Here is a 23,488-nt window from a genome sequence, read left to right as displayed (position 1 = left end):
GGGCGGTTCCCACCATGACCTGCCGGCCTCGGGTCAGTGCTCGAGAACGTCCCGAAGAGTGGACATCGCCGCCTCCAGCTGCGCGTCGGAAAGGTACGGCGCGGGCCCGAACCGCAGGTAGGGCCCCCGGCTGTCGGTACGCACGCCGCGTTCGGCCAGCGCTTCGCGCAGGTGCGTCGCCCGCGGGCTGCGCAGCGAAAGGAAGCCGCCGATCTCGTCCGCCGGTGTTTCGCGGTCACGGGTGACGACGTCGCTGGGCAGGGCCAGATCGTCGAAGCACCGGGCGAGCAGTCCGACCTGGTGCTGCGAGACCTCGCGCAGGAAATCCGGGGTGAGACCGTGTTCGGCGAAGAACCGCTGCACCCGTACGCCGCGGTAGTGGCTCGACGGGTCGTAGGTGGCGCCGGCGAAACGGTCGCCGCCGGAGGCGTAGGCGAGCTCGCCGGGACGCCGTTCGTCCGCGAGCGCACCGAACTCCGCGTACCAGCCGGTGATCACCGGCCGCAGCTCCTGCGCGTGCGCCGGCAGCCGCAGGACGCAGTTGCCCTCTCCCAGCTGCAGGTACTTGTAGCCGCCGCCGACCACCCAGGCGTTGGTCAGCCCCAGCTCGTGCACCGGGAACGGGACCACGCCGAGCGCGTGGTAGGCGTCCACGAGCAGTTCGACCGAGCGGTCCCGACAGGCCTGGGCCAGATGGGGCAGGCCGGGCACGATCCGCGCGGTCTCGAACAGCACGGCCGACACGAGCACCGCGGCGGTGCGGCCGTCGGCTTCCGCGGCGAGCCGCTCGGCCAACGTCGGCATCGGATCCACCGGGACCCGGACCACCTCGACCCCCTCCTCGGCCAGCCGGGCCAGCTGCCGGCGCAGCGTGTGGAACTCCCCGTCCGTGGTGACCAGCCGCGGCCGCTTCCGCAGCTCGATCGCGGACAGGAACCGCAGGACCAGGTCGTGGGTGTTGGTTCCGAGTGCGTACTCGCCGTTCGCGTCCGAAAGCAGCGCGCGGAACCCGGCACGGAGTTCGTCGGCCTTCGCGAATGCCCTCGCCCACTTTTCGTCGACGTCACGCGCCGCATCGGCGAACGCTTCGAGCAGGCCTTCCTCGGCGACGTCGGGCCAGGCCTGGTGGGAGTGCGCGGACAGCAGCAGCCGGTCGGCCACCGCGAAACGCGAGTAGTGCGAGGCGAGCACGTTCGGGCTCGTGCGAAGTGCGGCCAGCATGGTCACAACCGGCTCCGCACTGCCCACAGGTCGGGGAACATCGGCCGGAACAACGTCGTGCGCAGGTAGGCCGCCCCGGAGGAGCCGCCGGTCCCGGTCTTGTCCCCGATCGTCCGCTCCACCATCTTCACGTGCCGGTACCGCCACTCCTGCATCCCTTCGTCCAGGTCGACCAGGCATTCCGCGACCACCGACGGCCCGCCGTCGTCCTGGTAGACCTTCAGCAGCACCTCCTGCAGCTCGGCGGACGGCTCGAGTGCGCGGGTCACGTCGCGGTCCCCGGCGACCGGATAGCCGTGCGCGGCCAGGTAGGTCAGGAACGAGTCGAACACCGAGGGCCGCCGCATCGCCGAGGCGATCCGCTCCCGCTGCTCGCCGCCCTCGGGATAGTGCGCGAACACCCGCTCGTCGCGCCGGCCGAGCACCGCCTCCAGCTCACGGAACTGCGCGGACTGGAAGCCGCTGGCGGCGTCGAGCCGGGTGCGGAAGCTCGTGAACTGGCTGGGCGTCATCGTCTCCAGCACGTCGATCTGCGCGACGACCACCTTGAGCACGGTGAGGATCCGGCGCAGCGTGCGGATCGAGTGCGCGGTGGTGCCCGCCTCCAGGCTTTCCTGCAGGAAGGCCGCCTCGTGCAGGATCTGCTTGAACCACAGCTCGTACACCTGGTGGATCACGATGAACAGCAGCTCGTCGTGTTCGTCCGAACGCGGCCGCTGCGCATCGAGCAACTCGTCGAGCGCCAGGTACGAGGTGTAGCCGAGCGCGGCCTGCGGATCACCTGGTCCGGTCATGAACTCCTCATTTCGGGGGAAGTGCGCGGTCGAAATGGCGCTGGGCGGCCGGGGCCAGCGCCGCGTACCGGTCGTGGAACAGCTCCACCGCGGCGGCTCGCCTGCCCGGTGCCGGAATCAGCTCGGCCGGCAGCTCCGGATCCAGCGACGGAAACAGGCGGAAGGCGTGCACCAGCCGCGTCCGCACGGCGAACGCCTCGGCGTCCGGCAGCTCCCGCGGGCAGCCGCCGAACTCGGTGACGAACGCGTCGTAGCGGGCGGAGAGGCCGTCGAGATCCCAGGCGCGGCCGGCGAACCGGCGCACGTCCAGCGCCGCCGACGGCGTGCCCAGCATCAGGCCGGCGTACTCGGTCACGTCCAGTTCACCGAGCAGCCGGAGCACCTCGGCCTCCCGGTCGTGCGGGGCGAGCCAGGTGCCGTCCTGCACCGGGCCGAAGCCGAGGAAACGCAGCCGCCGGACGAGCCGTTCGCGCGCCAGGCGCCGGGTTTCGGGAATGTTCTGCCACAGCACGGTCCAGGTTCCGGCGGACCCGTCACGCCTGCCGAGGCCGAAGATGCGCCGGTCGCCGTCGGCCAGCAGCTCGACCGTGCGGCGGGTCATGCCGTAGTGCACCAGCCGACCCTCGCGGTGGCGGGCCAGCAGCCCGCGGTGCACCAGCCGGGTCAGCGCGACGCGCGCCGCGCCGTCGGAGAATCCCAGCTCTCCCAGCAGCGCGACGAGCCCGCCGGACCACACCCGGCGGCTCTCGCGCGGGTGCACGTAGCTGCCGAGCAGCGTCATCACGAGCTCCTGCGGCGTCCGCGCGGGCTCCTGGGCTTCGGGCACGAACCAACACTATACACTGCAGCCCGCTGCGGTGTAGCTTTCGACGGGTGAGCTTCTCCTCCGACGGACCGGCGCGGGTCGTGGTGGTCACCGGCGGCACCCGGGGCATCGGCTCGGCGATCGCCGAGCGATTCCGCCGCGCCGGGGACACCGTGCTCGCCCCCGGCCGCGCCGAATGTGACGTGACCGACGAAGCCGCGGTACGCGCATACTTCGCGAAGCTGGGGCCGGTCGACGTGCTGGTGAACAACGCCGGCGTGTCGTCGAGTTCCCCACTGGCGAAGACCACTGTGGACGATTGGCGCGGGCAGTTCGAGGTGAACGCGACCGGCGCCTTCCTGTGCACCCGCGAGGTGCTGCCGGGTATGCGGGAGCGCGACCACGGGCGCGTCGTCACGGTCGCCTCGACCGCGGGTCATGCCGGATACCGTTACACCGCAGGATATACCGCTTCGAAACACGCCGCGGTCGGGTTGATGCGCGCGGTCGCGGCCGAGGTGGCCGGCACGGGTGTCACGGCGAACGCGGTCTGTCCCGCCTTCGTGCGCACGGACATGACCGCGGAGTCCGTCGCGCGGATCCGTTCCCGCACCGGGCGGGACGAGGCCTCTGCGGAAGCCGCGCTGGCCGCCGCGGCGCCGCTGGGCAGACTGCTCGAACCCGGCGAAGTCGCTTACGCGGTCGGGTTTCTCGCCGCCCGCGAGGCGGCCGCGATCAATGGGCAGACCCTTGTTCTCGACGGTGGAGGAATCCAGAAATGAGCCCGTTCCGTGCCAGTGCCGCGCTCACCCGTGAGTGGGAGCACTTCGAGTACACTGTGGACAACGGTGTCGGTACTGTGACGTTTTCTCGCCCGGACAAGCTGAACGCGCTGACTTTCGACGTCTACGCGGACCTGCGGGACCTCGTCACCGAGCTGCCGCACCACGGCGACGTGCGAGTGCTGGTGCTCACCGGCCGTGGCCGCGGCTTCTGCTCGGGCGGCGACGTCGAGGAGATCATCGGCGAGCTGCAGAAGATGGACACCGCGCAGCTGCTCGAATTCACCCGGATGACCGGCGCGGTGGTGAAGGCACTGCGGGAAACGCCGATCCCGGTGATCGCCGCGGTCAACGGCATCGCCGCGGGTGCCGGGTCGGTGCTCGCGCTGGCCAGCGATTTCCGGCTGCTGGCGGAGTCGGCGAAGTTCGCGTTCCTGTTCACGAAGGTCGGGCTGGCCGGCGCGGACATGGGTTCGGCCTACCTGCTGCCCCGCCTGGTCGGCCTCGGCCGGGCGACCGAACTGCTGATGCTGGGCGACAAGGTGGACGCCGCCCGAGCCGAGACGATCGGCCTGGCCACCCGCGTCGTCCCGGACGCCGAGCTGGCCGCCGAAGCGACCGCGCTCGCCCGCCGCCTCGCCGACGGTCCGGCGCTGGCCTACTCCACCACGAAGGTCCTGCTGACCCGCGAACTCGACAGCGACCTCGGCAGCGCCATCGAACTCGAGGCGATCACCCAGGCCCTGCTGATGACCGCCCGCGACCACAAGGAGTTCTACGCCGCCTGGTCGGCCGGCCGCGGTCCACAGTGGACCGGCCGCTGACCGTCCAGCCGGCGTCCGCCGACACGCCGAACGCAGCCACCACCAGCCCCCGAGCCGGCAAGGCGATTCGAGAGGGATTCCTACGCCGCCTGATCGGCGGTCCATAGTAGACCGAACGCCATCTCCGCACCGACGCCGGCCGGCCGCTGCCGCCGTGACACGGCGATCCAGAAATGACCTCTACACCGTCCGATCGGCCGGCCGAAGTCCGCACTGGACCGTCCAGCCGCCGTCTCCCCCACCAAACGCCGACGCGACCGGTCGCCGCCGTCGTGGTCAGAGATCGATGCAAGCGATCGCGTCGTTCGCCAGCGAGCCGAACCACACACGCCCGCCGTGTTCACGCACACCCACCAACATCCGGAAACCCGGAATTTCACCGCGCAGCTCATGAACCACCCCGCCGTCCGCCGACACGCCGAGCGCAGCCACCACCGGCCCCGGACTCGGCTGCATCCCCGCAGGCAAGGCACGAACCGCCGCCCGCAGCGGACCGGGCAACCGACGCGCGACAGTCAGTGCGCCGACCAGCGGACTCGGCACGGCGATCCAGATCAGACCGTCGCTGCCGGTGGCGATGTTGTCCGGCAGCCCCGGCAGGTCGTCGATCAGCAGGTCCCGTTCCCCGGCCCGGTCGCCGTGCAGCCACACGCGCGCGATCCGGCCGGCGCCGGTCTCGGCGACCGCCACGAACGACTCGTCCGGCGGCAGCGCCACCCCGTTGGCGAACTGAAGGCCGTCGGCAATCAGCGTGATCTCGCCGTCCGGGGTACGGCGCAGCAGGCGGCCGCCGCCGGTCTGCTCGATCAGGTCGTCGCGCCAGCGGTCGATGCCGAACCGGCGGGAGGAGTCGGTGAAGTAGATCGTGCCGTCCGCGGCCACCGCGGCGTTGTTGCAGAACACGAAGTCCAGCCCGGCCCCGGAAGTGGCGAGCGTGCGGACCGGACCGCCCGCCAGCGGCATGCTGAGCAGGCCCGCACGGGCGTCGCAGACGATCAGCTCGTCGTCGCCGTAGAGCTCCAGCCCGAGCGGACGGCCGCCGGTGTCGCCGAGCACGTCGATTCGCCGGCCGTCCGGCGACACCCGCAGGATCCGGCCGTCCTCGACGCCGGTGTACACCCGGCCCTGGGCATCGACGACCACATCCTCCGGCGCGTGCCCGTTCACCGGCACGACCGTGACCTCACCGAACGTCCCCGGCCGCATCAGCCGAGCCTCGGGCGCTTGGCCGGCGGCCCCGTCGGGGAGCCGGGCGGAGTGTGGTCCGGCACCGAGTCGTCCCGCGAGAACGGCAGGTCCGGGAACCGTTCGTCGGTCGGCGCCTGGGGGATCCGGGTCCACTCTTCGCCCGGCTTGTCCGGTGGATGGACGGCGTGCGAGTCCGGTGGCAGGCCGTTCGGATCGTGCGACCAGGAACTCCAGGGACCACCGGTGTAATCGGGATGCGCCGGGTTGGTGTAGCCGCCGTAGGAGTTGATGTCCGGGCGCGGCTGCCGGTACGGGTTTTCCTGCGATCCGGTACCCGACGAGGTGGGGCCGTACTCGATCTGGCCGTAACTGCTGCTCTGGCTGTTGTAGTGCTTGTTTTCCGGAATGGACTGCTTGTGCCCGGGATAATTCCAGTGATCGCCCGCCGATTTGTTGTGCCCCATGATCGCGTCCTTCTTCGGGACACCGCTCCGGTCGGGCGTGCCGTCCTGGTGCACCGTGTGGAACTCGCCGTGCTTCTGCATCCAGTCGTTTTTTTGCTTCTGGGTGAGACCGGACGGCATGTCCTGCGGGTTGGACAGGGCTTTTTCGTACCTTTCCGGCATGCCGGCAATCCTTGTCCAGGACGGATTGTTCATCCCGGACGACACCCGGTTCGACTTGCCCTTGTTCTTCCCGCCGGGTGGTCCTTCCTTGTACCAGCTGCCGTTGGGGGACTGGCTGTACTTCCCGCCGCCCGACTGCATCACCGGGTTGTTCCCCAGCTGCGTATCGAGCTTCAGCTTGGGTTTGTCCTTGCAGGACCCCGGAGTCAGGCCCAGCGGGTCCATCTCGCCGAACGGGTTGTCCACGTAGGCATAAGGATTCGGTCCGGCTTCGAGGCCGATCGGGTCGAGGCTGAGGTAGCGGGCGGTCACCGGGTCGTAGTAGCGCTGCAGGTTGTAGTGCAGCCCGGTCTCGGCGTCGAAATACTGGCCGGGGAAGCGCAGTGGGGTCGCCTCGGCTGATCCCGGACCGGCCGGGGCGCCGTACACACTGGTGCGGCCGCACCAGATGATCCGGCCGTCGTCGTCGACCAGCTCCGCAGGCCTGCCGGCCAGATCGGTGACGATGGCGTGGAACCGGGTGTCCACCCAGTCCTGCCCCGGCCGGGCCGTCCGGCCGCGTTGCGCGAGCGGGCGGTGCTCGTTGCCCGGTGCGTAGTCCCACACGGTGACCTGCCGCCCGACGGGCGTGTCCCGTGCCTCCTCCACCAGGGCCGGCCCGTCCCAGGTGAACTCGACGCGTTCGAGCGAGGTGTGCCCGTCGAGCGCGAAATGTTCCTTGGCCACCCGGCGGCCCAGCGCGTCGTAGGTGTAGCGCCAGCTGCTGCCGTCCGGCACCACGACCGCGACGAGCCGGTTTTCGTCGGTCCAGGTGAACCGCCAGGTCAGTTTCGCGCCGCCGGGCATGGTGCGTTCCCGCAGCACGACCCGCCCCCGCCGGTCGTGCGCGTAGCGCATCCCGCCGGCCTCGGTGACCAGCGAGCCGGCGAACGTCCGGCGGCCGACCAGGTCGGTTTCCGCGGTGGGCCAGGATGCCTCGGTGACGTTCCCGGTGGTGTCATAGCGGTAGGACTCGGGTCCCTGCGCCGACCGCACTTCGGTGACCCGGCCGAGCGGGTCGAGGTCGAACCGGCGCGGGCCGCCGAGGCGGTCCTGCAGCGTGACCAGCTCCCCGTCCGCCCGGTAGCCGTAGGAGCGCTGCTGGTGGGTGGCGCTGAAGTGGTCGGTGATCTCCTGGGACGCCAGCTGCGAGCCCGGCGTCCAGGTCTGCAGCAGGGTCGCGCCGGTACCGAGGGTGCGGCGCACCTCACGGCCGAGCGGATCGTGCACGAACCGCAGGTCCCGCCCGGCCAGCCGGGCCGCGACCGGCAGCCCGGCGGCGTCGTACTGCCACGAGCTTTCCGCACCGGACGGGGTGACCCGGTGCACCAGCCGGCCCTCGGCGTCGTAAGCGGAGCGCACCGTCCGGCCGTTGACGGTCTCGGCGACGACGCGGCCCACCGCGTCCCGCTCATAACTCACTCGCGTGGTGCCGTCGTCGACCGAGAGCAGGTGCCCGGTGCCGCTGAACTCGAACCTGGTGCTGAGGTCTCCGGTGCGCTGTTCGGCGAGATTCCCGGCCGGGTCGTAGCGGAACGTCGTGCGCTGCCCGTCCGGACTGACTCGCTCGACGAGCCGTCCGGCCGCGTCGTAGCCGAAGGTGGTCACGCCGCCGGTGAAGTCCGTCTCCCGGATCAGGTTTCCCGCCGCGTCCCACTCGTAGCGCCAGACCTGGCCCTGCTCGGTGGTCACCGTCTCCGGCCGCAGCTGCAGGTCGTAGGTGAAGGCGAGCCGGCTGCCGTCCGGGCGAACCTGCGCCACGGGCAGGTCGAAACCGCCGTAGTCGCGGCGGGTGATCGTGCCGGCCGCGCTCAGGTGCACCCGGTCGTTGCCCTCGCCGTCCAGCGCCCACCGTTCCTGGCCGCCGTCCGGGGTCTGATGCCAGGCGAGCCGCCCGTCGGTGGTGTAGCCGAAGCGCTCCACCCCGCCGACCGGGTCGGTCACCGCGACGACCCGGCCGAACTCGTCCCGGGCGAAGCGGGTGACCCCGCCTCGCGGGCCGGTCACCGCGACGACCAGGCCGGCCGGGTCGTTGACCAGCGTGGTGACCCCGCCGACCGGATCGGTCACCGCGACGAGCGCGCCTTGCCCGCCGTAGCGGTACCCGGTGGTCGCGCCGTCCGGCGCCACCACCTTGGTCACGTTGCCCCGCTGGTCGTACTCGTAGCGGGTGACCACGCCCGGCGCCTCGTGCACCGCGACCGCACGCCCCGCCTCGTCCCGTTCCCAGCGGCGTTCGGCACCGCCCGGGCGGATCTGAGCGGTCAGGTTGCCGGCCTCGTCGTAGCGGTACCGGGTGGTGCGGCCCAGCGGATCGGTCGAGCTGAGCAGGTTGTCCCGGGCATCCCACTCCAAGGCCGTCTCCTGCCCGAGCGGGTTGATCTCGCGCAGCAACTGGCCGGCTTCGCTGAAGTGGAACTCGGTGGTGTGCCCGAGCGCGTCGGTGGACCTGGTGATCCGGTTCTCCGGGTCGTATTCGAGCACGCAGTCGAGGAACCCACCCGAGCCCTCGGTGCGCACCACGCGGCCGTTCTGGTCGTACTGGTAGCGGAACCACTCGCCGTTGCGGTCGGTCCAGCCCACGATGCGACCGGTGCCGTCGTAGCGGTACTGCATGGCCTGCCCGGACGGATTGGTGACCGAGACCAGGTTCCGGTCGGCGTATCCGTAGCGGACCACTTCGGCCTCGCCGTCCCCGGAGACCGCGAACAACGCGGTGACGAGCCCGTCGCGGGTTTCCAGGCGAAGGCGATGCCCGGCGGTATGCCGGATTTCCCGCGGCGTGCCGTCTTCGGCGCGGACGATCTCGAACGCGTTGTCCTGGCGATCGGTCACCCTGGCCAGCAGCGACCGCTCCGCGCCCGGCGCGAAGTAGAGCAGCAGTCCTCGTCCGGAGTCCTCGATGAAGTACCCACCGTCCGGTACCCGCTTCAGCGGCCGGTGCGGACCGGACTCGGCGAGCACCCAGGAATCCGGGCCCGGCACCGGATAACGCTGCAGGGTGCCGTCCTCGGCGGCGAAGCTGACCCCGTGCTCGTCGGCCTCGATCCGTTGGTCCACAGTGGACACCCAGGCACCACCGAGGGAAAGTCCCGCGCGGTACCCGGAGAGGTGCGTGCGCCGGAACACCAGTGGAAGCACGCCGAGCAGGGTGGCGTCCACCTCTTCCATCACCATCTGCCCGGTCGACACGACGACCGGGTCTGTCTCACAGCGTTCTTGGCCCGGCGAGCGGTCGTTCTTGCCCTGGCCCCGGATGCCCTGCGCCTCGGTGTCGTCGGTGCCCCGGGATCCGTTGCCGTGGCCGGCTTCCCCCTGACCGCCCTGGCTACCTCCGCCGCCCTGGTCTTCGCTGCCCTGATGGTTGTTGTCGCTGGTGGAGCGGGTGTTGTTCGACCCACCGCCCTGGTGGCCGTCCTCGGCACCGGCGGTGTGCGTGGAGCCGTTGTCCTCGTCCGGGTTGCTCCTGCTCTTCCCACCTCCCGGCTCGGTCTTGATGTCCTTGGGCGTGCCTCCCGGGCCGCCCTTGCCGCCCTGGATCTTCTTCAACGCCTTCCCGGCGTCTTCGAACAGCGTCCCGGCCTTTTTCAGCAGCGGCATCAGCGCTTTGAGCGCCTTGACCAGCTTGGTGGTGACCTCGGTGATCTTCGACGCGGTCTTGGCCACCGCGGACACCACCTGCGGCACCACCCAGGTCATCCCGATCCCCAGCGTGAACACCACCTGCAACGCCCAGGAAATCAGGTGTCCCACCAGGTCGGCGATGGTGTCGCGAACCAGGGACCGCACCGCCGCGACGACTTCACCGGCGGTTTGCACGCCACTGGCGGCACCTTCGCTGCCCTTTTGCGCGCTGGCGATCAGCTTCGACGTGTCGTCGGCCCGGGTGCGGTAGGCGTCGGCGGCGTCGCCTTTCCAGTCCTGCAGGTCCTTTTTGACCAGTTCGGTCAGTTCGATGGAGACGGCTTCGAGTTCTTTCGCGACGTTGGTCCAGGTTTCGGCCTGCGCCTGGATCTCGTCCGCGTTCCCCGTCAACGCGTCGAGGGCTTCCTTCAACGGGCCGACGTGCTCCATCAGCCAGCCGACCCCGGCGGCGAAGATCGCGCCGAACGGGTCCATCACCGCGGTGAGTACGTCGAGAGCGGTGCCGACCGCGCCGATCGCGACCGCCGCCCAGTTCTTGCTCTCGATCGCGTCCTTCAGTCCGGTCGCGTCCTCGAGCAAGGGAACCCCGGCGACCGCCGACGTCTCCTTCGGCTGCGCGACCAGCGGATTGGACACCAAAACCCCCCACAGCCCTGAAGACGTCCTGCTCCTTGCAGCCTAACAAGATCCGCGGCCCGGTGAGCCGCACGTCGGCAACCCTGCGCAAACGGGTACCGATGGTGCCCCTCGGCTTGCTCGACCCGGCGCCTGCTAGCGGTAGCTGAGCAGCCGCGCCGCCTCGCCTTCGAGGTGCGCGTGCTCGTTGTAGGACACCAGGTTCACTCCGCCCCGTCCGGAAGTCAGCTTCGTGATCCCGGTGTTGACGGTGACGCGGTTGAGTTTCAGCAGGCCGGTCTCCGGGACGCCCAGCACCGTTCCCGCCAGCGCGCCGAGCACGCCGCCGGAGGTGAACACCAGCGCGTGCTCACCCTTGCCCAGTGCCGCCACGAGATCGGCGAGCGCCGCGGCGCAGCGTGCGCGGAAGGCCGGCCAGGTCTCCGCACACGGCCCGCTGTCGCCCGCCTCGACCCACGCGGCGAGCGCGGCGTCGAGCACGCTCTGGTAGGCCCGCGAATCCTCCTGCGGCGCACCACCGGCGTGGTGGGCCGAGATGTCCACGTGGTCGTACTCGTTCCAGCGCGGGTCCTCGATCACCGGCACGTCGCAACCCAGCGCCTTCATCGCGGTCGCCGCGGTGTCCCGCTGCCGGGCGAGGGTGCCCGAGCGCACCTGCGAGAACTCCACCCCGCGCCGGCGCAGCTCCGCACCGACCACAGTGGACTGTTCGAACCCGAGCGGGGACAACGCGTCGTAGTCCGCCGCACCGAACGACGCCTGACCGTGCCGCACCAGGTAGAGCGCACCCATCGGCCGTGCCCCTTCAGACGAACCGGCGGAGGAACCGGCCGGGGATGAACCGCATGACCAGGGTCAGCGGCACCCACGGCCAAGCCGGCACGTACGCCCGCCGCGGCTCCGCCTCGATCGCCTTGACCAGCGCCCGCGCACCCGACTCCGCGGACGAGATCAGCAGGTTCCCGCCGCCGCGAGCGGTCATCTCGGACTCGATGTACCCGGGACGGAGCTCGGTCACCGCGATCCCGCGGCCGCGCAGTTCCAGCCGCGTGCCGTCGACGAACGAGGAGATCCCGGCTTTCGAAGCGGCGTACGCGGTGACGTTCTTCGGGAGACCGCGGATCGCGCTGAACGACGAGACCACGGCGAGGTGCCCGCCGCGCTGCTCGCGGAAGATCCCGGTCGCGGCCTCGATCTGCGCGGCGGCGGCGACGAGGTTGGTCTCCAGCGTTTCCCGGTTGGCGTCGAACCGTCCGGTGCCCACCGGCTGCCCCTTGCCCAGCCCGGCGTTGACCACCACCCGGTCCAGCCCGCCGAGTTCGGCACGGAACTCCTCGAACACGGTGAACACCCGGTCGTGGTCGTTCACGTCGAGGGCACGCGTGAGCACCGTGATCCCGGGATAGGCCGCCCGCAGCTCGTCCGCGAGCTCGTCGAGGCGCTCGGTACGCCGGGCGCACAGCGCGAGATGGCGTCCGCGCGCGGCGAACTGCCGGGCCATGCCCTCGCCGAGTCCCGAACTGGCGCCGGTGATGAGGATGTTCTTCCGCAGGACCATGGACCGGATACTACCGACTGGTAACACCGGCCGCGGCCCGGCGGCGAGGTGACCGGTGGCCCGGCGTCTGGGGGCAGGCCGGGCCACCGGTTCCGGGTGCGGCCACCGGCGGGCGCGGGGCGCGGACCGCGCGCAGGGGGCCGAAGTCTCCCGTCGCACCGGAGGCGGGTCCGGCACGTCCGCCCTGGCCATACAAGCGCGGCAGCACAGACCGGGGCAATGGTTCACAGTTGCCAGTACTAGCCCGTTCGCCCCAGTCCCGCGGCGGCGTGCCTGCTCGGACGCCTGCTACGGTCGGGCGTAGCTGGTTCGGCACGGTCGGTTACGGGCGGGGGTGGTCGGCGCAACCATGACGCAGCGGCGACCGGCGGACCGGATCGGTCCGGACCCCGAGGCGGGCTCCCGGACCGCGTTCGCGAGCGCCCTGCGCGAGGCCATCGCCACCAGCGGCCTGTCGCTGGACCGGATCCAGGCGCGGCTGCGGGCCCGTGGGACCGCGGTCAGCGTCACCGCGCTCAGCTACTGGCAGTCCGGCAAGCGCCAGCCCGAACGCACCGGATCGCTGGCCGCGGTGCGGGTGCTGGAGGAAATCCTCGACGTTCCGGCAGGCGCACTGCTCGGGCTGCTGCCCCCGCCCCGGCCGCGCGGCGCGAGCCGCCGGGACCGCACCGGCGAAGAACCGCTCACCTTCACCCGGGAGATCCTGCAGCCGCTGCTCGACCGGGTCGGCGCGCCGGACGCGCTGGACCAGCAGCACCAGCTCAAGCTCGTCGGCCTGCACGACCGCTGCGAGATCGCCGAGGACGGCGGCCAGCGGGCGGTCACCTCACGCGCGGTGTTCCAGTCCGGCGCGGACGGCCAGGACCGCTGGCTGCTCGTGTACGCCCAGGGCGACGCGGCCGCGGTGCCCGACCTGCGGCCGGTGCGCAACTGCCGGGTCGGCCGGTCCGAGGTGGACGACGAGCACGGCATCCTGGTGGCCGAGCTGCTGTTCGAGCACGCTCTGGAACGCGGCGAAACGCACCTCATCGAGTACACCCTGACCAACGCCGGACCGCCGTATCCGCAGTGCCGAGCCACGCACTACCGCGAATTCCGCCGCACCGTCCGCGAGTACCTGCTCGAAGTCCGCTTCGCCGAGGAGGCCGTGCCGGACCGCTGCTGGCAGTACTCCCGCGCGGCCGACGGCCCGCCGGCCCGCCGCAGCCTGCGCCTGGACAGCGGCGACGGAGTGCACGCCGTCGCCCTCGACTTCGGCCCCGGGATCTTCGGCATCGGCTGGGACTCGTGAGTGGTGCGGCCGGTCGGAACCGGCGTGGCCACTCATGAGAGCTGGGCGCGCAGCACCTTCCCGGTCGCATTGCGCGGCAGCTCGTCCAGGAATTCGACGTCCCGCGGCACCTTGTAGCGGGCCAGGTTCGCCTTCACGTAGTCGCGGACCGCCTCGGCGTCCAGCGCCGAACCGCCGGTGCGCACGACGAACGCCTTGAGCCGCTGGCCGAACTCGTCGTCGGCCACACCGAGCACCGCGGCCTCGACCACTTCCGCGTGCTCCACCAGGAGGTTTTCCACCTCGACCGGGAACACGTTCTCCCCGCCGGAGACGATCATCTCGTCGTCGCGGCCGTCGATGAACAGCAGGCCCTCGGCGTCGAAGTGACCCACGTCGCCGCTGGAGAGCAGCCCGTCGATGATCTCCTTGTTCCGGCCGTCGGTGTACCCGCCGAAACTCAGGCCGCTGCCCACGAACACGCGGCCGGTCACGTCCGGCTCGGTGATCTGCTTGCCGTGCTCGTCGTAGAGCACCACCCGGCAGCCGACCGGCGGGCGCCCGACCGTGCCCGGTGCCCGCCGCCAGTCCTGCGGCGTGGCGACCGAGGCGACCGCGACCTCGGTGGAGCCGTACAGGTTGTGCACGACGTCGCCGAACGCGGCACTCGCCCGGTTGCCCAGATCCGGCGACAGCGCGGACCCGGCGACGAAGATGATCCGCAGGCAGGACGTGTCGTACTTCGCGCGGATCTCCTCCGGCAGGTCGACCATGCGCTGCAGCATCGTGGGCACCAGCACCAACGCCGTGCACCGGTGCTCGGCCACGCCCTTCAGCGTGGCCTCCGGGTCGAACTTCCGGCGCAGCACGACCTTGCACCCGAGCGCGAAGCTCAGGATGGCCTGCGAAAGCCCGGTCGCGTGGAACAGGGGCGCGCCAAGGTAGGTCGCCTCGCCGGACCGCAGCGGGATCCGGTCCAGGAACTGTGCCGAGGCCAGCGCCGAGGTGTGCGGCCGCGGCGCGCCCTTCGGCGTACCGGTGGTACCACTGGTGAGCAGCACGAAGCCGCCCGGTTTGGCGGGCGCGGCGACCGGCCGGTCGTCCGTGCCGGCGATGAGCTCGTCGAGCAGCGGGATGTCCTGCTCCCCCGGTTCGTCCACCCAGGCCAGGTAGCGCTCGACGTCCGGCACCGCGTCGAGCAGGCCGGTGAACTCCTCGTCGTAGACGAGCGCGCGGACCTTCTCGCGCTTCGCCACGTCGGCGAGCTGGGGTTTGGCGAACCCGGTGTTCATCAGCAGCAGCGGCGCGCCGAGCTTGCCCGAGGCGGCCATCGCGAGCACCAGCCCGCGGTGGTCACGGCACAGCGCGGCGATCACCGTGCCCGGCCCCAGTCCCCGCTGCGACCACGCCCTTGCCAGCGCGTTCGACTGGTCGTCGAGCTGTTTGAAGGTGAGCGGCCCGCGTTCGTCGGCGACCGCGATCGCGGACGAGTCCCGCCGCGCGGCGATGTGGCAGGCCCCGGCGAACGGACCGTACCTGCGCACCGCGGCGAGCGAGCGCAGCCCCTCGTCGAGCCGCGGGAACGGGACCAGCCCGGCGCGGCGCATCACCTCGATGCTGCGCACCGTCTCGGTCACCTTGCCGGCCAGCGCGGCCACACTCATCCGGGCACCTCCGTTGCTGCGGCGGGAGCGCCCCCACCCCGGTCCGCGTACCGGCGGTATGGGAGCTACTCGACAGTAGCAACGGAGGTGTACCCGGCACCAGAGCGCCTTCCGGGTAATCCGCGAGCCCGTCTTTCCGGTGCCCGCCCGCGGCCGGGCCGTTTTTGTCGGTGCCGGTCGGCACAATGTCGTGGTGCAGGTGATCACCGGCCGGGAGGAGGACTCCGGCTACCACATCGAGGGCCCGGCGGGTGCCCGGCGCGGCCTGTCGCGGGCCGAATGGGTCGCGCAGGTGCGGGAGCTGGAGGCCGCGCACCGTCCGCGCTGGGTGCTGCCTTCGGTCGAGGCGGAGTATCCGGCGCTGGTCGAGGCGGGCGTCCGGCTGGACCGGTGCCACGATCTGTCGCTCGCCGAAGGACTGCTGCTTGCCCACGAAGGCCGCGAGACCGAGTCGCGCAGCCTGCGGGCCGCGTGGGCGCGGGCGCGCGGCGAGGAGCCTCCGGACGACGGCCCGGCGTTCGGCGAAGACGTGCAACCCACGTTGTTCTCCCCGCGAGGGCCGGGCCTGCCCGAGGGCGTCACGGTCGCCGTCGCCGCGCGGCGGGTGCTCGCCGAGCAGGAAAAGCGCGTCGCGGCCCTCGATGCGCCCGGGCGGATGCGGATGCTCCTCGCGGCGGAGTCGGCGAGCGCGCTGGCCGCGGTCGAGATGTCCGCGGCCGGGCTGCCGTGGCGGGCCGACCTGCACCGGGAGCTGCTGGCGGAGCGGCTGGGCCCGCGCGTGCCGTACGGACAACGGCCGAAGGCGCTGGTCGCCCTGGCCGCGGAGATCTCGGAGGCGTTCGGCGGACGGGAGGTCAACCCGGATTCGTCGGTGAGCGTCGTGCGGGCGCTCGCGCGGGAGGGTATCGAGGTCCCGTCGGCGCGGAAGTACCTGCTGCGGGACATCGACCACCCCGCGGTCGCGCCGCTGCTGCAGTACAAGGAGCTGTCCCGGCTGCATTCGGCCAACGGCTGGGCGTGGCTCGACGAATGGGTGACCGACGGCCGGTTCCGGCCGCACTACGTGGTCGGCGGTGTGGTGTCCGGGCGGTGGGCCACGCGCGGCGGCGGGGCGCTGCAGATCCCGAAAGTGCTGCGCACCTGTGTACGCGCGGACCCGGGCTGGAAGCTCGTGGTGGCGGACGCGGCGCAGCTCGAGCCACGCGTGCTCACCGCGCTGTCCGGCGACCGCAGGCTCGCCGAGGTCGCCGCGGCCACCGACCTGTACGCCCGCCTGGCCGAAGCGCTGTTCTCCGGCGCGCGCTACGTCCCGCTGCGCCCCGGCGACACCCGGGACGACCGGGCTCGCGCGAAGATCGCCATGCTCTCGGCGATGTACGGCGGCACGTCCGGCGAGGCCGGCCCGCTGCTTGCCTTGCTGCGTCAGCGTTTTCCCGACGCGGTGTCCTACGTGGAGCGAGCAGCCGCGGCCGGTGAACGCGGCGAGCGCGTCCGGTCGAGGCTGGGCCGCACGGCACCGGCACCGTCCGCAGCCTGGCGGGCCCTCACGGGTGGCGTTGCCGAGGACGAGGCCGCGGAAACCCGCGCGCGCCGCGCTTCTCGTGGCTGGGGCCGGTTCACCCGCAACTTCGTGGTGCAGGCGAGCGCCGCCGATCTCACCGCGGTCCTGCTGGCCACGCTCCGCCGCCGGCTGCCTGATCCGGCACACCTGGTGTTCTTCCTGCACGACGAGGTCATCGTGCACACCCCGGCCGACCTGGCCGACGAGGTCGCCGCCCTGATCGAGGACACGGTGGCCGAAGCCGCGCGGCTCCTGTTCGGCGAGGCCTGCCCGGTCCGCTTCCCCATGCACGCGGTCCCGGTCGACACGTACGCGGAGGCGAAGTAGCCGCGGCCCCGTGCGTTCCAGCGGTGGTTGCGGCATGCGACCCGAAAGGTGGTGCAGTGGCTGGATCGCGACGCGGTTCCGTGCCGCGCTCGGTCAGGACCTGGACCGGGCCGGTTTGTCGGTGCCCGGGCCTAGGATGCGGAGTATGACGCGCTATGTCGACGAGGTTCTGCACGGTGCGGAGTTCCGCGAGTGCGATCTGACCGGGGCACGCCTGATCGGCGTCGTCCTGCAAGATGCCGTGATCGACGGGCTCGTCACCAACCTCGTGGTGAACGGTGTCGAGGTCACCGAGTACGTCGAGGCGGAGCTCGACCGGCGTCACCCGGTGCGGGTGCTGCTCCGTTCCGAGGACCCTGCCGACCTGCGCGAGGCGTCGCGCCGGCTCCATGCCGGCTGGGCGGCCACGATCGAGCGAGTTCGCCGTACACCCGGCATCGAGCGCCGCAGCGTGAACGGCGAGTGGTCGGCGGCGCAGACGATGCGCCACCTGGTCTTCGTCCACGACTCGTGGTTCCGCCGCTGCTGCCTGAGCTCGACGGAGCTGTTCACGCCGATGGGCATCGGGCCGACCGTCGAGGCCTATCGTGGCGCGCACGGGCTCGACCTCTCGCTCGAACCGGCCCTGGACGAGATCGTGAGCGTGCGTGCCGCACAGGCCGCCGAGCTCGAGGCCTGGCTCGACGAGGTCACCGCTGCGCAGCTCGCGGCGCGAGCGCCGGTGCCCGACGACGATGTCTGGCCGCCGTACGCCCGGGGCCGCTCGGTGCGGCAGTGCCTCGGCACGGTGCTCACCGAGACCTTCGAGCACCACGGCTTCTGCGTCCGCGACCTCGACCTGGTCGAGGCACAGGACGCCGAGTAGGGCCCGGTTACGGACCCGGCGTCTCGCGGATGCGGGCACCGGCGTGCGCGCCCGGCCGCCAGCCCCGTCCGTGCCCGACCCGACGCCCGTACGCCCGTAGTCAGCCCAGCGCCTCGTCCAAGGCCTTCGTGATTCGCTTCAACGACACCGGATGCGCCGTACCCAATGTCTGCGCGAAGAAGCTCACCCGCAGTTCCTCGATCATCCAGCGGACCTCCGCCAGCGCCGGGGACGACGTGCCCGGCGGTAGCTCGGCGAGCGCGGTCTCGTACTCCCGCGTGATCCACGCGACGTCCGCGGTCCGCTGCAGATCCCTGGTCGGCTCCGTGGGCAGCTTCTCCAGTCGCCGCAGCGCGCCACGCAGGTAGCGGACCACGTTCGGCAGCCGCGCCGCGCCCGTCTCGGTGACGAAGCCGGCGTGGACCAGGCCGTCGATCTGGTGCCGCAGGTCCGCGAGGGATTCGGCCGGGCCGCGGGCGTCGGCGAGCCGGGTTTCGACGTCGTTGGCCGCCCGCAGGATCGCCTCCACGTCGGTCAGCACACGCAGGACCTCGGTGTTCAGGCCGGCCCGCACCTTCTCCAGCAGCACGGCGAATCCGGCCTCGTCCCACGTCGGGCCGCCCGCTTCGGTCATCAGGGCGTCGACCGCGCAGTCCACGCAGTCCTCCAGCAGCCCGGCGACGCTGCCGTGCGGGTTCCGGTTCAGGACCAGTTTCGACGAGTTGGACAACGACCGCGTGATGAACTTCATCGGCGAATTCAGGTTCAGCCGCAGCATCCGCCGCGTGCCCGACCACATCGCGTGCCGCTGCTCGGCCGGGGTGTCCAGCAGCCGCACGGCCACCGAAGCGCCCTCGTCGACCAGCGCGGGATAGGCCTTCACGTCGTGTCCGCGCCGGGTCGAGGCGAACACCTTCGGCAGCTCCCCGAACGCGGGCCGGGTCAGCCCGGCCTTCTCGATGCTGTCGGCCGCACGGGAAATCGTCTCCCGTACCCGGGGTGCCATGCGGCGCTTCAGCTCTTCGAGGCTCTTGCCCTCGGCCAGCCGCTTGCCCCGCTCGTCCACCACGCGGAAGCTCATCCGCAGGTGGTCCGGTACCGCTGAGAAATCCCACGCGGACAGCGGCACGTCCACGCCACGCAGCGCGTGCAGCTCGTCGGAGAGCACCTCCGCCAGCGGACCGTCCGAAGGGGACACTCGGAGGAGCGCTTCCTTCGCGGTGTCCGGCGCCGGAACGAAGTTGCGCCGCAACGCTTTCGGCAGCGACTTGATCAGCTGGGTCACCAGCTCCGCACGCAACCCGGGCACCTGCCAGTCGAAACCGTCCGGCGTCACCTGGTTCAGCACCGGCAGCGGCAGGTGCACGGTCACGCCGTCGGCGTCCGTGCCGGGCTCGAACTGGTAGGTGAGCCCGAACACGAGCGTGCCCTGGGTCCACGAATCCGGGTAGTCCGCTTCCCGCACACTGTCCGCGGATTCGTTGATGAGCATGGACTTCTCGAACGACAGCAGGTCCGGGTCGGCGCGCCGGGCCTTCTTCCACCAGCTGTCGAAGTGCCGCACGGACACCACGTCGGCCGGCACGCGCCGGTCGTAGAACTCGAAGAGCGTCTCGTCGTCGACCAGGATGTCCCGGCGCCGTGCCCGGTTCTCCAGGTCCTCGACCTCGTCCAGCAACGCCCGGTTCTCCGCGAAGAACGCGTGGTTGGTGTGCCAGTCGCCGTCCACCAGCGCGTGCCGGATGAACAGCTCACGGGACACCTCGGGATCGATCCGCCCGTAGTTCACCCGGCGGTCGGCGACGAGCGGCACGCCGTAGAGCGTCACCCGCTCCACCGCCATCACCGCACCCTGTTTGCGTTCCCAGTGCGGTTCGGAGTACGTGCGCTTGACCACGTGCCCGGCCAGTGGCTCGACCCACTCCGGCTCGATCCGCGCGTTGACCCGCCCCCACAGTCGCGAGGTCTCCACCAGCTCCGCCGACATCACCCAGCGCGGCTGCTTCTTGAACAGGGACGAACCGGGGAACACCGCGAACCGCGCCCCGCGTGCGCCGAGGTAGTCGCCCTTCGCCGGGTCCTTGAGCCCGATGTGCGAGAGCAGGCCGGCGATCAGCGAGGTGTGCACGCGCTGTGGTTCGGCCGGGGTGGTGTTCAGCGCGATCCCGAGCGGTTTGGCCAGCTGGCGCAGCTGGCCGAAGATGTCCTGCCATTCCCGGATCCGCAGGTAGTTCAGGTACTCGGCGCGGCACATCCGGCGGAACCGGCTGCCGGTCAGCGTCTTCTGCTGCTCGCTGACGTACTCCCAGAGGTTCAGGTACGCCAGGAAGTCCGACGCCGGATCGGCGAACCGGGCGTGCTGGGCGTCGGCGGCCTGCTGCTTCTCCGCCGGCCGCTCCCTCGGGTCCTGGATGGACAATGCCGCGGCGATGATCATCACCTCGCGCACGCAGCCGTTGCGCGCGGCCTCCAGCACCATGCGCCCCATCCGCGGGTCCACCGGCAGCAGCGCGAGCTGACGGCCGACCTCGGTGAGCTTCGCCGTCTCCCCCGCCTCGAACGCGCCGAGCTCCCGCAGCAGCTGCACCCCGTCGGTGACCTGACGCCGGTCCGGCGGCTCCACGAACGGGAACGCCGCCATGTCCCCCAGCCCGAGCGAGGTCATCTGCAGGATGACCGACGCGAGATTGGTGCGCAGGATCTCTGGATCGGTGAACTCCGGGCGGGATTCGAAGTCCGCTTCGGAGTACAGCCGGACGCAGATCCCGTCCGACGTACGGCCGCACCGGCCCTTGCGCTGGTTGGCCGACGCCTGCGAAACCGGCTCGATCGGCAGCCGCTGCACCTTCGTGCGGTGGCTGTAACGAGAGATGCGCGCGGTACCGGGATCGATCACGTACTTGATGCCGGGCACCGTCAGCGAGGTCTCGGCGACGTTCGTGGCGAGCACGATCCGCCGCCCGGTGTGCCGCTGGAACACCCGGTGCTGGTCGGCCGCGGACAGCCGGGCGTACAGCGGGAGCACCTCGGTGTTCGGCAGGCCCAGCCGGCCCAGCACGTCGGCGGTGTCCCGGATCTCCCGTTCGCCGGAGAGGAACACGAGCACGTCGCCGGGCCCCTCCGCGGACAGCTCGCGCACCGCATCGGCGATCGCCTGGGTCTGGTCCCGGTCCGGATCGGCCGCCGGATCATCCGGATCGGCGAGCGGCCGGTACCGCACTTCGACCGGGTAGGTCCGGCCGGAGACCTCGACGATCGGCGCGTTCCCGAAGTGCTGCGAGAACCGCTCCGGGTCGATCGTCGCCGAGGTGATGATGACCTTGAGGTCCGGACGACGGGGCAGCAGCTGCTTGAGGTAGCCGAGGATGAAGTCGATGTTGAGGCTGCGCTCGTGCGCCTCGTCGATGATCAGGGTGTCGTACTGGCGCAGCATCCGGTCGGTCTGGATCTCGGCCAGCAGGATGCCGTCGGTCATCAGCTTGACCAGGGTGTCCTGGCCGGACTGGTCGGTGAAGCGGACCTTGTAGCCGACGGTCTCGCCGAGCTCGGTCCTCAGCTCGCCGGCGATCCGGTCGGCGACCGTGCGCGCGGCCAGCCTGCGGGGCTGGGTGTGCCCGATCTGCCCGCGCACGCCCCGGCCCAGCTCGAGGCAGATCTTCGGCAGCTGGGTGGTCTTGCCCGAGCCGGTCTCCCCGGCGACGATCACGACCTGATGGTCGCGAATCGCGTCGGCGATCTCGTCCTTGAGCCTGCTGACCGGCAGCTCGACCGGGTACTCGATCTCGGGAAGGCTCTCGCGTCGCGCCTGCACCCGCAGCCGCGCGGTCTCGACGTCGGCCGCGATCCGTTCGGCCGCGGCCTGCTTGTCGCGGGCCCGCCGGGCACCGTCGAGCCGCCGGCGCAGCCGGTGCTCGTCGCGCAGCATCAGCTCGGGCAGCCGGCCGCGGAGCTCGTGAAGGGGGGATGGAGTGGACATACCTCGACCCAGGATAGCCGCCCGTGCCCCGCGGGGCTTTCGAATATGCCGTGCGGTACCCCCGCGCCGGTGGGCGTGCTCCCGCACCCGGCCGGACGGGAGCGCGCCGACCGGCGCGGGACGGTCAGGACACCGTCACCGGGTCGGTACGCGGCCGGCTGCGCGAGCGGACCAGCCACGCCGGGAGCAGCCAGGTCAACCGGTCCGAGCGGAGCACCGCGAGCGGGCCGATCACCGCCAGCAGCAGCACGTAGCCGGCCACGAACGGCGCCACCCGGGAATCGAGCCCGGCGGCGGTCGCCATCGTGGCCAGCACGAGGGAGAACTCCCCCCGGGTGAGCACGGTGAGGCCGATGTTCACGCCCTCATGGCGGTCGAAGCCGTGCAGCCGCGCCGCGACCGCGCCCGCCGCCAGGTTGAGCACCAGCGTCAGCACCACCGCGGCGAGCACCGGCAGCACGACCGTGCCCACCGCGCCCGGGTCGATCGACAGACCGAAGATGAAGAAGAACAGCGCACCGAACGCGTCCCGCAGCGGCAGGACGAGCTTGTGCACGCGCGGCGCGACCTTCGAACCGCCGAGCATCATGCCGACCATGAACGCGCCGATCGCGTCGGACACGCCCACCTCCTCGGCCACCGCGGCACCCAGCACCGCGACCCCGACGAAACACACTGTGAGCAGTTCGTCGTCCGCGGAGCCGAACAGCCGCGAGACCAGCCGTCCGCCCCATCGCGCGAGCGCGGCGAGCACCAGCAGGAACGCGAACGCCTTGCCGAATTCGGCCAGCGCGGCGGCAAAACCGTCCGCGCCGCTGAGCACCGGCTGCAGCAGGGCGAGATACAGCGCCAGGAACAGGTCCTCCAGCACGATGATGCCCATGACCAGGCGCGATTCCGGATTGTCCAGCCGCCGGGTCTCCAGCAGCAGCTTGGTCACGATGGCCGAGGACGAGATGCCGATCGCGCCGGCGATCACCAGCGCCTCGCGGGTGCCCCAGCCCAGCGCGAAGCCGAACGCGAGCCCGCCGCCGACGTTGAGCACGAGATAGGCGAGTCCGGCACCGGCCAGGCGGGCCCCGCCGCGGGCCAGATCGTCGAGCGAGAACTCCAGGCCGAGGTAGAAGAGCAGGAACACGAGGCCGAGCCCGGCCAGTACGCCGAACTCGGCCGGATCGTCCACAAGGGACAGTCCGGGGGTGTAGGGGCCGAAGACGAATCCGGCCAGCATGAACAGGGGAATGGTGGGCAGCCCGATCCGGGCACCGACGCGGGCGAGGGCACCGGCGGCGAGAAACGCGCCGCCGACGGCCAGCAAAGCATGACCGTGGCTCATGGGGTCCTCCGAGCGACAGCTGGGTACGAGGTGAGTCGGGACGTACTCAGCGAGCCGGCGGCGCCCGCGCGACGGCAGGCACGAAAGCACGGCGCACCTCGACAGGCTCGGGTATCGCGACGGCGGTGACCACCGCGGCCGGACGCTCGAGGCGCACTTCCCCTGCAACGTCGCCCAGCGGCGAGGAATGCCCGGCCGAGACGTGCGCTGCGTGCTGCTGCACCAGGGCCGGTCCGGAACCGGTCACCTGCGGGCCGGAGTGCGGCGCAGTGGGCACCGCGCCGGCCAGAAGCAACGCGGAGAGCAACAGGGCGAGGATGGACCGGTGCCGCGGCGCGGAGCGGGCGGCGGAAGTCATCTCCCAGGGAGTT

At 71.3% G+C, this 23,488-nt stretch carries 16 protein-coding genes; 5 read left to right on the top strand and 11 right to left on the bottom strand.

All coding sequences use genetic code 11. The features are described 5' to 3' along the window. Positions 1-33: 33 nt before the first annotated feature. Genes BJY18_RS34045 through BJY18_RS34035 form a run of 3 tightly spaced genes read right to left on the bottom strand, consistent with a single transcriptional unit; the run spans position 34 to position 2,796 of the window. Positions 34-1,227: a kynureninase/PvdN C-terminal domain-containing protein gene (locus tag BJY18_RS34045; RefSeq protein WP_376774746.1), complete on the bottom strand. Its 1,194-nt coding sequence runs from the start codon at positions 1,225-1,227 to the stop codon at positions 34-36. Further along, the gene (locus BJY18_RS34040) at positions 1,224-2,015 is read right to left on the bottom strand and encodes a tryptophan 2,3-dioxygenase (protein ID WP_184783943.1); all 792 of its coding nucleotides are present in this window, start codon (positions 2,013-2,015) and stop codon (positions 1,224-1,226) included. The genes BJY18_RS34045 and BJY18_RS34040 overlap by 4 nt, the downstream gene beginning before the upstream one ends. 7 nt (positions 2,016-2,022) lie before the next feature. Then, positions 2,023-2,796 (bottom strand): PaaX family transcriptional regulator, encoded by a 774-nt coding sequence (locus BJY18_RS34035; protein ID WP_184785021.1) that lies wholly within the window; start codon positions 2,794-2,796, stop codon positions 2,023-2,025. Positions 2,797-2,888: 92 nt separating this feature from the next. Between BJY18_RS34035 and BJY18_RS34030 the strand changes: the two genes are divergently transcribed. Both BJY18_RS34030 and BJY18_RS34025 read left to right on the top strand, forming a co-directional pair. Next, positions 2,889-3,602 carry an SDR family NAD(P)-dependent oxidoreductase gene (locus tag BJY18_RS34030; RefSeq protein WP_312874058.1) on the top strand — a complete coding sequence of 238 codons (714 nt, stop codon included), beginning with the start codon at positions 2,889-2,891 and terminating at the stop codon, positions 3,600-3,602. Continuing rightward, positions 3,599-4,426, top strand: coding sequence for an enoyl-CoA hydratase family protein (locus tag BJY18_RS34025; protein WP_184783942.1), 828 nt, complete (start codon positions 3,599-3,601; stop codon positions 4,424-4,426). Before BJY18_RS34030 ends, BJY18_RS34025 begins: the two co-directional genes overlap by 4 nt. Positions 4,427-4,702: 276 nt before the next feature. On the opposite strand, the gene BJY18_RS34020 is transcribed toward BJY18_RS34025, so the two are convergent. From BJY18_RS34020 to BJY18_RS34005, 4 genes are all read right to left on the bottom strand, one after another. Beyond that, positions 4,703-5,632 carry an SMP-30/gluconolactonase/LRE family protein gene (locus BJY18_RS34020; RefSeq protein WP_184783941.1) on the bottom strand — a complete coding sequence of 310 codons (930 nt, stop codon included), beginning with the start codon at positions 5,630-5,632 and terminating at the stop codon, positions 4,703-4,705. Further along, complete coding sequence (locus BJY18_RS34015) at positions 5,632-10,560, bottom strand: RHS repeat-associated core domain-containing protein (RefSeq protein ID WP_184783940.1); 4,929 nt, start codon at positions 10,558-10,560, stop codon at positions 5,632-5,634. Before BJY18_RS34015 ends, BJY18_RS34020 begins: the two co-directional genes overlap by 1 nt. 135 nt (positions 10,561-10,695) lie before the next feature. Next, positions 10,696-11,352 carry a histidine phosphatase family protein gene (locus tag BJY18_RS34010; RefSeq protein WP_184783939.1) on the bottom strand — a complete coding sequence of 219 codons (657 nt, stop codon included), beginning with the start codon at positions 11,350-11,352 and terminating at the stop codon, positions 10,696-10,698. Positions 11,353-11,365: 13 nt separating this feature from the next. Continuing rightward, the gene (locus BJY18_RS34005) at positions 11,366-12,118 is read right to left on the bottom strand and encodes an SDR family oxidoreductase (protein ID WP_184783938.1); all 753 of its coding nucleotides are present in this window, start codon (positions 12,116-12,118) and stop codon (positions 11,366-11,368) included. A 349-nt stretch (positions 12,119-12,467) separates the two neighbouring features. Here BJY18_RS34005 and BJY18_RS34000 point away from each other — a divergent pair, with 349 nt between their 5' ends. Beyond that, positions 12,468-13,409 (top strand): hypothetical protein, encoded by a 942-nt coding sequence (locus BJY18_RS34000; protein ID WP_184783937.1) that lies wholly within the window; start codon positions 12,468-12,470, stop codon positions 13,407-13,409. Between the two features lie 32 nt (positions 13,410-13,441). Here the strand turns inward: BJY18_RS34000 and BJY18_RS33995 are convergent, their stop codons facing one another. Then, a complete protein-coding gene (locus tag BJY18_RS33995; protein WP_184783936.1) occupies positions 13,442-15,052 on the bottom strand; it encodes an acyl-CoA synthetase in 1,611 nt (536 codons plus the stop codon). Positions 15,053-15,245: 193 nt separating this feature from the next. Between BJY18_RS33995 and BJY18_RS33990 the strand changes: the two genes are divergently transcribed. After that, complete coding sequence (locus BJY18_RS33990) at positions 15,246-16,940, top strand: bifunctional 3'-5' exonuclease/DNA polymerase (RefSeq protein ID WP_184783935.1); 1,695 nt, start codon at positions 15,246-15,248, stop codon at positions 16,938-16,940. A 145-nt stretch (positions 16,941-17,085) separates the two neighbouring features. Next, the gene (locus BJY18_RS33985; protein ID WP_184783934.1) at positions 17,086-17,805 is read left to right on the top strand and encodes a DinB family protein; all 720 of its coding nucleotides are present in this window, start codon (positions 17,086-17,088) and stop codon (positions 17,803-17,805) included. A gap of 100 nt (positions 17,806-17,905) precedes the next feature. Here the strand turns inward: BJY18_RS33985 and hrpA are convergent, their stop codons facing one another. The 3 genes from hrpA to BJY18_RS33970 form a co-directional block, all read right to left on the bottom strand. Beyond that, on the bottom strand, positions 17,906-21,730 hold the full coding sequence (gene hrpA, locus BJY18_RS33980; RefSeq protein ID WP_446680369.1) for an ATP-dependent RNA helicase HrpA: 3,825 nt from the start codon (positions 21,728-21,730) through the stop codon (positions 17,906-17,908). 175 nt (positions 21,731-21,905) lie between these two features. Beyond that, positions 21,906-23,117: a cation:proton antiporter gene (locus tag BJY18_RS33975; protein WP_184783932.1), complete on the bottom strand. Its 1,212-nt coding sequence runs from the start codon at positions 23,115-23,117 to the stop codon at positions 21,906-21,908. A 46-nt stretch (positions 23,118-23,163) separates the two neighbouring features. Continuing rightward, a complete protein-coding gene (locus BJY18_RS33970) occupies positions 23,164-23,475 on the bottom strand; it encodes a hypothetical protein (protein WP_184783931.1) in 312 nt (103 codons plus the stop codon). Positions 23,476-23,488: the final 13 nt, after the last annotated feature.

It is taken from the genome of Amycolatopsis jiangsuensis (assembly GCF_014204865.1).
Lineage (GTDB): Bacteria > Actinomycetota > Actinomycetes > Mycobacteriales > Pseudonocardiaceae > Amycolatopsis > Amycolatopsis jiangsuensis.
The sequence above is the reverse complement of the archived record's forward strand: the minus strand, read 5'-3'. Positions and strand labels throughout refer to the sequence as shown.